Below are 9,713 nucleotides of genomic sequence, written 5' to 3' on the forward strand. Positions count from 1 at the left end.
CACAACCATGGCTATCTTCCTCACCAAGGACAGCAAGGTCATCGTCCAGGGGATGACCGGCGCCACGGGCATGAAGCACACCAAGCTCATGCTGGCCGACGGCACCGACATCGTCGGTGGCGTGAACCCGCGCAAGGCGGGCACGAGCGTCGACTTCGACGGCAAGGACGTACCGGTCTTCGGTTCCGTCAAGGAAGCGATGGAGAAGACCGGTGCGAACGTCACCGTCGTCTTCGTGCCGCCGGCGTTCGCCAAGGCCGCCGTCGTCGAGGCGATCGACGCCGAGATCCCGCTGGCCGTCGTGATCACCGAGGGCATCGCCGTCCACGACTCCGCCGCCTTCTGGGCGTACGCGGGCTCGAAGGGCAACAAGACCCGGATCATCGGCCCGAACTGCCCCGGTCTCATCACCCCGGGCCAGTCCAACGCCGGCATCATCCCGGGCGACATCACCAAGCCCGGCCGCATCGGTCTGGTGTCCAAGTCGGGCACGCTGACCTACCAGATGATGTACGAGCTCCGTGACATCGGCTTCTCCTCGGCCGTCGGCATCGGTGGCGACCCGGTCATCGGCACCACGCACATCGACGCGCTCGCCGCGTTCGAGGCCGACCCCGACACCGACCTGATCGTCATGATCGGCGAGATCGGCGGCGACGCGGAGGAGCGGGCCGCGGACTTCATCAAGGCCAACGTCACCAAGCCGGTCGTCGGCTACGTGGCCGGCTTCACCGCGCCCGAGGGCAAGACGATGGGCCACGCCGGCGCGATCGTCTCCGGTTCGTCCGGCACCGCCCAGGCGAAGAAGGAGGCCCTCGAGGCCGCGGGTGTGAAGGTCGGCAAGACGCCGTCCGAGACCGCTCTGCTGGCGCGCGAGGCGCTGTCCGCCTGAGCCGTACGGTTCCACGGTGTGGGCCCGCGTCCCGGAAGGGGCGCGGGCCCACACCCGTTCCGGCGGGCCCGACCGGGTGAAGCTGTCCACCCATCAGGCTTAAAAGGTGCATAAGCGAATGCGGGCGACACGACGGCTATTTGCCCGCTACCCGTACGAAAGCCATCTTGTTGGCAGCATGGGGCCGTGACCCCTTTTGCCGATCACAGCCCGCAGTTGCCTTCGCGGAGCAGGTCCACCGCCGCGGGGCCACCTCCGATGGCGGGCGCGGTGTTCCTCGGCGGGATGGTCGCCGCGGGTCTCGGGCTCGGCGCGCTCGCCGTGGTCGTCCTGTCGCTGTGGATCTCCTCCCCCTACCCCGACAGCGGCCCCGCGACGGCCCTGCGCGTCGCCGCCGCCCTGTGGCTGCTCGCGCACGGCGCGCACCTCGTCCGCACCGAGACGCTCACCGGCGCCCCGGCGCCGATCGGGCTGACGCCGCTGCTCTTCACCGTGCTGCCCAGCTGGCTCCTCTACCGCGCGACCCGGCACGCGCTCGACCCGGTGGAGGACCAGCCGTCGGACGACGCGCCGGACGGCCCGGCGCAGGACGACGCCGCCGGACACGCCGTCCTGACCCCGCGCAAGGCGATCGCGGCCCTGCTCGGCGGCTACTTCTCCGTGGCCACGGCCGCCGCGCTCTACGCCTCCTCCGGCCCGCTCCCGGTCGCGCCCCTGAGCGCCCTGCTGCACCTGCCGCTGTTCGCGGGCGTGGCCGTGGGGGCGGGCGCGTGGGCGGCGGCGGGCTTCCCCGGCATGACACCGCCGCCCTTCGCGCGCCGGGCGCTGGAGGGGCTCCCCAGGGGCGTACGGCGCTGGTTCACGCGCCCCCGGCTGACGGAGGTCGTACGGACCGGCGCCGTCGGCACCGGCGCGCTGCTCGGCGGCGGCGCACTGCTGCTGGCGGGCTCGCTCGTGCTGCACGTGGCCGCGGCCCAGCAGTCGCTCCTCCAGATGACCTTCGCGTGGTCCGGCCGCGTCGCCGTGCTGCTGTTGTGCGTGGCGCTGCTGCCGAACGCGGTCGTGTGGGCGGCGGCGTACGGGCTGGGCCCGGGGTTCATGGTGGGCGTGGACGGTGTCGTCGGCCCGCTCGGGGTGGCCGGCTATCCGCTGCTGCCCCGCTTCCCGCTCTTCGCGGCCCTGCCGCCACCGGGCCCCTCGGGACCCGCGGCGCTGGCGTTCGCGTCGGCGCTGTCGGCCGGCGCGGGGGTGGCGATCGCGTACGCGACCGTCCCCCGGGAGCCGAAGGCGCTGCGCCGGTCGAAGGCCGGCCGCACGGCCGTGACCGCGGCGCTGGGCGGGGTGCTCTGCGCGCTGCTGATGTCCGTTCTGTCCTACGTGGCGTCGGGCCCGCTCGGCGAGGACACGCTCGCCGACTTCGGCCCGCCCTGGTGGCTCGTCGGCGGCGCGGCACTGGTCTGGACGACGGGCCTCGGCGTGCCGGGCGCGCTGATCCTGCGCTGGGTCCGCAGACGCGCCCGCCCGAAGCCGGCCCCGCGCCCGCTGGTGGCGACGACCGTGGCGACGACGACCGCACCGCGCCGGACGCGCCACCCGGAGCTGGTGCCGACATGGTGCAAGGGCCCCGTGGCGGCCCTGGGCCTGGTCCCACCGGGCTCCGGCGAGCCGCTGCCGGAACCGCTCGCGGAGCCGGTCGCGGAACCGGCGGCGCGGCCACGCCGGGTCCCGGGCGGGGCGGCGGTACGGGCGGCGGGGGCGTGGCTGGGGTTCGCCGCGCCCGAGGACGCCACGGAGGGGACGGTGGCCGAGGCCCCTGCCCCCGACGAGGAAGTGCCGGCCGATGAACCCGCGCCTGTGCGGGAGCCGGCGGCCCGCGGGGCCGCGAGGCGCGAACGGCGGGGGCGAGGGGGGCGGGGACGCCGCGAGGGTGCGGCGGCTCGCGAGGCGGAGGGGGACGAGTCCGGCGAGGCGGACGCTCCCGGACCTGGGGCTCGTGAGCCCGAAGGGTGGGAGCCCGCGATGCCCTCGGCAGAGCCCGAGGTGTGCGAGCCCGCCGCCGAGGAGGGCCGGGCCGTGGAGGAACTGCCGGTCCGGCGGGGACCGTCGCCCGCGCCCCTCGGCCTGCCCCTGCCCGGCCCCGCCGTCCGGCAGCCGGCGGGGACCACGCTCCTGGACGCCGTACGCGAACCGAAGTGGTCGCGGGCGCGCGACTGGTGGTGGCGGGCCACGGCGAGGAAGGGACGGGGGAGACACGCGGCCGCCGTGCCCGACGGGGCGGAGGCGCGGGTGCCGGTGGAGGGGGTGGTCGTGGGGGCCTACGACTCCGCGGGGGTGGCGGCCTGGCACGAGACGGGGGCTCGGCAGGTTCGGTGGGCGGCGCTTCGGGATTCCGGGGGCGGGTTGGTGCCGGAGTTCGAGCCGCGGGATTTGAGCCGGCCGTCGGAAGGGGCGTGATCTGTTCTTGGGGTGATGCCTGCGGCGCTTTTACCCAGCCCCGCCCCTGCTCGGCTGCGTCTGATGTGCGGCTCCGCCGCGTGGGGGCTCCGCCCGGGGCCCCTTGTCTGCGGGTCGGTTGGCGCCTGCGGCGGGCTTGTTCCCCTACCCCGCCCCTGCTCGGCTGCATCTGATGTGCGGCTCCGCCGCGTGGGGGGCTCCGCCCCAGACCCCGCAACACGCTTCGCGCGTTGTCCTCAAACTCCCCCAGCTACCGCTGGGAGGTGCCCCCAACGGGCTGAAAAGAAAAGACGGCGCGCCCAGCGGAAAGAAGCCGGCGCACCCGGCTGAAGAGAATGGCGTGCCCGGCGGGGCAGAAAGTCGCCACCGGCCTTCAACTTGCTCTCCGGCGGAGGGGGTGGGGCCGGAGGGTGAGGTTCTGGAACGCGGTGCGTAGTCACGGCACTCAAAGCGTAGGGCGGCGCCATGCACCGCGTTCCAGGTCCTCAGCCCGGAGGTCACACCCCCGGTCCAGCCACCACCCCAGCCCGGCCGGCGATTGAGGCCACGCCCGAAGGGCGAACCCACCCCAGGCAACCAGAGCTCAGTCCTGCGCCCCCAACAAGGGGCGCAACTGCTTCGGCAGATGCGACTCGCAAGCCTGCCGGGACGACTGCGTCAGCGCGTCGTCCACGCACGTGTAGTAGTCCTTGTAGACGATCTGGAAGGCGAACGTGGCCGCCACGATCGCGAGCGACAGGCCGCCCATGACCAGACCGCTCACGGCCGCCGTGGTCTGGGGGCGGGGAGACCCGGGCGCGGGCGGCGGCGGGGGTGGGATGTCCGGGTCCGTGCGCTGTTTCTGCTGCGGCTTCGCGCGCAAGGAGCTGATGGCCCAGTAGACGGAGAGGGCGCCCAGGAGCAGCGCGACCTGCGGGATGCTGAAGAGGGCGAAGAAGAAGCCCCACAGGCCGGCCAGCAGGGCGTAACGCGCGCGGCGCTGCGCCGGGTCCGTCGGGTCCCAGCGGAGGCCGCCGCCGGGGCCACCGCTCGGGGGGCCCGAGGGGCGCTGCCCGCCGAAGCCGCCGCCGTGGGGGCCGGGCTGCCTGCTGCTCCACTGGCTGCCCCACGCGGAAGGCTTCCCGCCGTCGCCCCCGTCACCGCCCTCGCCGCCGCTCTCCGAGCCGCCGCGCTCTCCGCCGCCCCCCTCGCGCGGTTCCCAGGGCCGGTCCGGCCCGCCCTCCGGCGGGGGCGCGAACGGATTGTCCTGTCGGTCGTCCGACGGCTGGTCACCCGAAGACGACGACGGCGGCCGCTTCTCCAGGGACGGCCGCCCGTCCGGGGACGGCGACGAGGGGCGCTCGTGCGCCATGCGGGCGTTCCCGGTCGCCGCTCCCCAGGAGTCCTCGGTGGACCCGGTGGATCCGGCGGACCCGTTGGACTCGGTGGACAGCGGGAAGCGGTGAGCCGCGTGGAGGCGTCGGTCCGGCATGTGGAGTGTGTCTTCCCCTTGTGTCGTCGTCCTGTACGCCGCGGGCGTGCCACCACGCCATGACGTACTGCACACCGAACGTACGGCGTCGCGCTCGGATTCCGTGCGCGTGGCCCGCGCTTTCCGTGCGCTGCTTCCAGACGCTACCTCCCGCGCGTGCCCCCGTCCCGTGGGGGCCGTTCCGTGTGCCGGTATCGTTGCTGGCGGTCGGCGGCTTCGTAGAGTCCCCCGTATTCGGGGACCCCTCCGGCTTGTACGACCATACAAACCGCACCACCCGCGAGAAAGGGCCCCACCGTGGCCTCCCCGCCTCCCGCGCTTCCCGCCCGGCTCGTCGTGCTGGTCTCCGGCTCGGGCACCAATCTCCAGGCCCTGCTCGACGCGATCGCCGCCGACCCGGACGGCTACGGCGCGCGGATCGTGGCCGTGGGCGCCGACCGGGACGGCATCGCCGGCCTCGAGCGCGCCGAGCGCGCCGGGCTGCCGACCTTCGTCTGCCGGGTGAAGGACCACCCGACGCGGGACGCCTGGGACCGGGCGCTGACCGAGGCGACGGCCGCGTACGCGCCGGACCTCGTGGTCTCCGCCGGTTTCATGAAGATCGTGGGCAAGGAGTTCCTGGCCCGCTTCGGGGGGCGGATCGTCAATACGCACCCCGCCCTGCTGCCCAGCTTCCCCGGCGCCCACGGCGTGCGCGACGCGCTCGCGTACGGCGCGAAGGTGACCGGGTGCACCGTCCACTTCGTCGACGACGGCGTCGACACCGGCCCGATCATCGCCCAGGGCGTGGTCGAGGTCCGGGAGGAGGACGACGAATCCGCGCTGCACGAACGGATCAAGGAAGTCGAGCGAGCGCTGCTCGTCGATGTCGTGGGGCGTCTGGCCCACAACGGCTACCGCATAGAGGGACGAAAGGTAAGAATCCCGTGACCGCCGAAGGCACCAACGGTACGAACGGCGCTAAGCGGCCCATCCGCCGCGCGCTGGTCAGCGTCTACGACAAGACGGGGCTGGAGGAGCTGGCCCAGGGGCTGCACGCGGCCGGCGTCCAGCTCGTCTCGACCGGTTCGACGGCCGGGCGGATCGCCGCCGCGGGCGTCCCGGTCACCAAGGTCGAGGAGCTGACGGGCTTCCCCGAGTGCCTGGACGGCCGGGTGAAGACGCTCCACCCGCGCGTCCACGCCGGCATCCTCGCCGACCAGCGGCTCGACTCGCACCGGGAGCAGCTCGCCGAGCTGGGCGTGGAGCCCTTCGAGCTCGTGATCGTCAACCTCTACCCCTTCAAGGAGACGGTCGCCTCCGGCGCCTCGCCCGACGAGTGCGTGGAGCAGATCGACATCGGCGGCCCCTCCATGGTCCGCGCCGCCGCCAAGAACCACCCCTCCGTCGCCGTCGTGGTCAACCCCGGCCGCTACGCCGACGTGCTCGACGCCGTGCGCGAGGGCGGGTTCGACCTGGCCGCGCGCAAGCGGCTCGCGGCCGAGGCCTTCCAGCACACGGCCGCGTACGACGTGGCGGTGGCCAGCTGGTTCGCCGACGGCTACGCGGCCGACGAGGGCCCGTGGCCGGACTTCGCCGGTGTCGTCCTCAGCCGCAAGCAGGTCCTGCGCTACGGCGAGAACCCGCACCAGCCCGCCGCGCTCTACACCGACGGCACGGGCACCGGTCTCGCGGTCGCCGAGCAGCTGCACGGCAAGGAGATGTCGTACAACAACTACGTCGACACCGAGGCCGCGCGCCGGGCGGCGTACGACCACGACGAGCCCTGTGTCGCGATCATCAAGCACGCCAACCCCTGTGGCATCGCCGTCGGTTCGGACGTCGCCGAGGCGCACCGCAAGGCGCACGCCTGCGACTCGCTCTCCGCGTTCGGCGGCGTGATCGCCGTCAACCGCCCGGTGACGGTGGAGCTGGCCGAGCAGGTCGCGGAGATCTTCACCGAGGTCATCGTCGCGCCCGGTTACGAGGACGGCGCGGTCGAGGTGCTGGCCCGCAAGAAGAACATCCGCGTGCTGAGCTGCCCCGAGGCCCCCGGCGCGGTCGGTGAGTACCGGCCGATCGAGGGCGGCGCGCTCGTCCAGGCCAAGGACCGCCTCCAGGCGGAGGGCGACGACCCCGCCAACTGGACGCTCGCCACGGGCGAGGCGCTCCCCGCCGACGAGCTGGCCGAGCTGGCCTTCGCCTGGCGCGCGTGCCGCGCGGTGAAGTCCAACGCGATCCTGCTGGCCAAGGGCGGTGCCACGGTCGGCGTCGGCATGGGCCAGGTCAACCGCGTCGACTCGGCGAAGCTCGCGGTGCAGCGCGCCGGCGAGGAGCGCGCGGCCGGTTCGTACGCAGCCTCCGACGCCTTCTTCCCCTTCCCGGACGGCCTGGAGGTCCTCCTGGAGGCGGGCGTCAAGGCCGTGGCCCAGCCGGGCGGTTCGGTCCGTGACGAGCAGGTCGTCCAGGCGGCGAAGGCGGCGGGCGTGACGATGTACCTCACGGGCACGCGTCACTTCTTCCACTGACACGGCCGGCACGGCTGATACGACGAGGCCGCGCCCCGGAAACCTCCGGGGCGCGGCCTCGTGCTGCCGTGATCAGCCGGTCACTTGGTGCGGACGACCACCGTGCTGACGATCTTGTCGGCGAAGGTCTGCTTCTTCTCGTCCCACAGCGGCCACAGGTAGCCGAGGCAGAAGAAGCCGTCGGCGAGGTGGCAGAGGTTGCGGACGAAGGCCATGCCGAAGCCGGTCGGCATGCCGTCGCGCTCGCGCACGACGCTGATGCCCACGATCTTCTTGCCCCACGTCTGGCCCGTCTTGCCCTGCTTGTAGAGCATCACGAGGCCGATCACGAGCGAGGCGACGGCGCCGATGAGGAACAAGATCACGCCGGTCGTCATCGCACCCGTGTCGACCGCATTGACCGTGCAGGTCCTCTGGTACGCGGAGGAGCTGGAGTAGCTGTCGCAGGTGGTGTCCTTCGCGGCCGAGACCATCATGACGAGGCCGATGATGAACAGGACCATCGGGATCAGGCCGCCGATCAGCCCGTCGAGCAGCGAGGCGCCCACGCGCGAGCCCCAGCCGGCGAGCGGCGGGCGCTGCATGCCGTACGGGTCCTGGCCGGGGTAGCCGTAGCCGGCGCCCTGGTACTGCTGGCCCGGGTAGGGCTGCTGCCCCGGATAGGGCTGGCCGGGGTAGGGCTGACCCGGGTACGGCTGCTGCGGGATCTGCCCGTAGGGCCGGCCCGGCTGCTGCTGGGGGTAGGACGGGTACGGTCCGGGCGGGTTCGGGTGGGTCACCTGGGGTCCTTCGAGCGGTGGTGCCGGGCTTGTTGCGTGGGGACTGCCGCGGCGTCCGCCGCGGCGCGGATCATCGTAGGCACAGCGGACGCGTGGTATACGGCGCGCGTAAGGACGTGACCTGATTGGAACGAGCGCCGGTCCATCCGGGAGTATGGGTGTCATGACCGCCCAGATTCTCGATGGCAAGGCCACCGCGGCCGCGATCAAGTCCGAACTCACCACCCGCGTGGAAGCGCTGAAGGCCAAGGGCGTCACGCCCGGTCTCGGCACCCTCCTCGTCGGTGACGACCCCGGCAGCAAGTGGTACGTGGCCGGCAAGCACCGCGACTGCGCCCAGGTCGGCATCGCGTCGATCCAGCGCGAACTGCCCGACACCGCCACGCAGGAGGAGATCGAGGCGGTCGTACGCGAGCTCAACGACAACCCGGAGTGCACGGGTTACATCGTCCAACTCCCGCTCCCCAAGGGCATCGACACCAACCGCGTGCTGGAGCTGATGGACCCGGCCAAGGACGCGGACGGCCTGCACCCGATGAGCCTCGGCCGCCTGGTGCTGGGCGTGCCCGGCCCGCTGCCCTGCACCCCCAACGGCATCATCGAGCTGCTCCGCCACCACAAGGTGGAGATCAACGGCGCGCACGTCGTGGTCGTCGGCCGCGGCATCACCGTGGGCCGCTCCATCGGGCTGCTGCTGACCCGCCGCTCCGAGAACGCCACCGTCACCCTCTGCCACACCGGCACCCGCGACCTGTCGGCCCAGCTGCGCCAGGCGGACATCATCGTCGCCGCGGCGGGCGTCGGGCACCTGATCAAGCCGGAGGACGTCAAGCCGGGTGCCGCGGTGCTCGACGTGGGCGTCAGCCGGGACGGCGAGGGCAAGATCATGGGCGATGTGGACCCGGGCGTCTCCGAGGTCGCCGCCTGGATCTCCCCGAACCCCGGTGGCGTCGGCCCGATGACCCGCGCGCTGCTGCTGGTCAACGTCGTGGAGGCCGCCGAGCGCGCCGCCGGGATCGGCAATGCGGGCTGAGATGGCCGCCGCCTCCGGCAAGTCGCGCCGCTTCCAGCTCACCCGGGACACGGCCCGCCCCGAGGGGGGCGGGCGCGCGGCCCCCGGTGACGCGCCCGCGCCCGCGCGCCAGTGGCCGCTGCTGGCCGTGCTGGGGCTGACGGGCCTGGGCCTGCTGCTCGTCGCGTGCGACGTCTTCCGGGTCGGGACGCTGCTGATCGGTGTGGCGATGCTCGGCGGCGCGGTGCTGCGCTGGGCGCTGCCGTCGGTGGGCATGCTGGCCGTGCGGTCGCGGTTCACCGACATGATCACGTACGGCGGGTTGGGTGCGGTGATCGTGCTGCTCACGCTGATGGCGCAGCCGCATGCGTGGGTGAAGATTCCGTTTCTTGAGGACGTTCTGCACTTCACTGTTTGAGCGGTGGTCTTCGGCTGGTCTGCGTTTTTGTCTGCGGGTCCGTCTGCCGCCTGCGGCGGGTGGCCTCAATCGCCGGCCGGGCTTTGGTGGTGGCTGGGCCGGGGGTGTGGCCTCCGGGCTGAGGACCTGGAACGCGGTGCGTGGCGCTGTCTTACGTGTTGGGTGCTGTGACTACGCACC

At 73.0% G+C, this 9,713-nt stretch carries 8 protein-coding genes; 6 read left to right on the plus strand and 2 right to left on the minus strand.

Annotation, left to right across the window (positions count from 1 at the left end; translation table 11 throughout):
* Positions 1-7: 7 nt before the first annotated feature.
* Positions 8-892, plus strand: a complete 885-nt coding sequence (gene sucD / locus AB0435_RS30035) for a succinate--CoA ligase subunit alpha (protein ID WP_366006819.1) — start codon at positions 8-10, stop codon at positions 890-892.
* A 258-nt stretch (positions 893-1,150) separates the two neighbouring features.
* A complete protein-coding gene (locus AB0435_RS30040; protein ID WP_366428396.1) occupies positions 1,151-3,346 on the plus strand; it encodes a DUF6350 family protein in 2,196 nt (731 codons plus the stop codon).
* A 583-nt stretch (positions 3,347-3,929) separates the two neighbouring features.
* Here AB0435_RS30040 and AB0435_RS30045 read toward each other — a convergent pair.
* On the minus strand, positions 3,930-4,817 hold the full coding sequence (locus AB0435_RS30045) for a hypothetical protein (RefSeq protein WP_366428397.1): 888 nt from the start codon (positions 4,815-4,817) through the stop codon (positions 3,930-3,932).
* A gap of 297 nt (positions 4,818-5,114) precedes the next feature.
* On the opposite strand from AB0435_RS30045, the gene purN reads away from it, so the two are divergent.
* On the plus strand, positions 5,115-5,747 hold the full coding sequence (gene purN / locus AB0435_RS30050; RefSeq protein ID WP_366006816.1) for a phosphoribosylglycinamide formyltransferase: 633 nt from the start codon (positions 5,115-5,117) through the stop codon (positions 5,745-5,747).
* A complete protein-coding gene (gene purH / locus AB0435_RS30055; protein WP_366428398.1) occupies positions 5,744-7,324 on the plus strand; it encodes a bifunctional phosphoribosylaminoimidazolecarboxamide formyltransferase/IMP cyclohydrolase in 1,581 nt (526 codons plus the stop codon). The genes purN and purH overlap by 4 nt, the downstream gene beginning before the upstream one ends.
* A gap of 80 nt (positions 7,325-7,404) precedes the next feature.
* Here purH and AB0435_RS30060 read toward each other — a convergent pair whose 3' ends face one another.
* Complete coding sequence (locus AB0435_RS30060; protein ID WP_366428399.1) at positions 7,405-8,103, minus strand: RDD family protein; 699 nt, start codon at positions 8,101-8,103, stop codon at positions 7,405-7,407.
* A gap of 163 nt (positions 8,104-8,266) precedes the next feature.
* Between AB0435_RS30060 and AB0435_RS30065 the strand changes: the two genes are divergently transcribed.
* Positions 8,267-9,136 carry a bifunctional methylenetetrahydrofolate dehydrogenase/methenyltetrahydrofolate cyclohydrolase gene (locus tag AB0435_RS30065; RefSeq protein WP_366428400.1) on the plus strand — a complete coding sequence of 290 codons (870 nt, stop codon included), beginning with the start codon at positions 8,267-8,269 and terminating at the stop codon, positions 9,134-9,136.
* Complete coding sequence (locus tag AB0435_RS30070; protein WP_366006812.1) at positions 9,126-9,533, plus strand: DUF3017 domain-containing protein; 408 nt, start codon at positions 9,126-9,128, stop codon at positions 9,531-9,533. The genes AB0435_RS30065 and AB0435_RS30070 overlap by 11 nt, the downstream gene beginning before the upstream one ends.
* The last annotated feature ends 180 nt before the right edge of the window (positions 9,534-9,713 follow it).

Origin of the sequence: Streptomyces sp. NPDC051173 (assembly GCF_040689515.1) — a bacterium.
GTDB lineage: Bacteria > Actinomycetota > Actinomycetes > Streptomycetales > Streptomycetaceae > Streptomyces.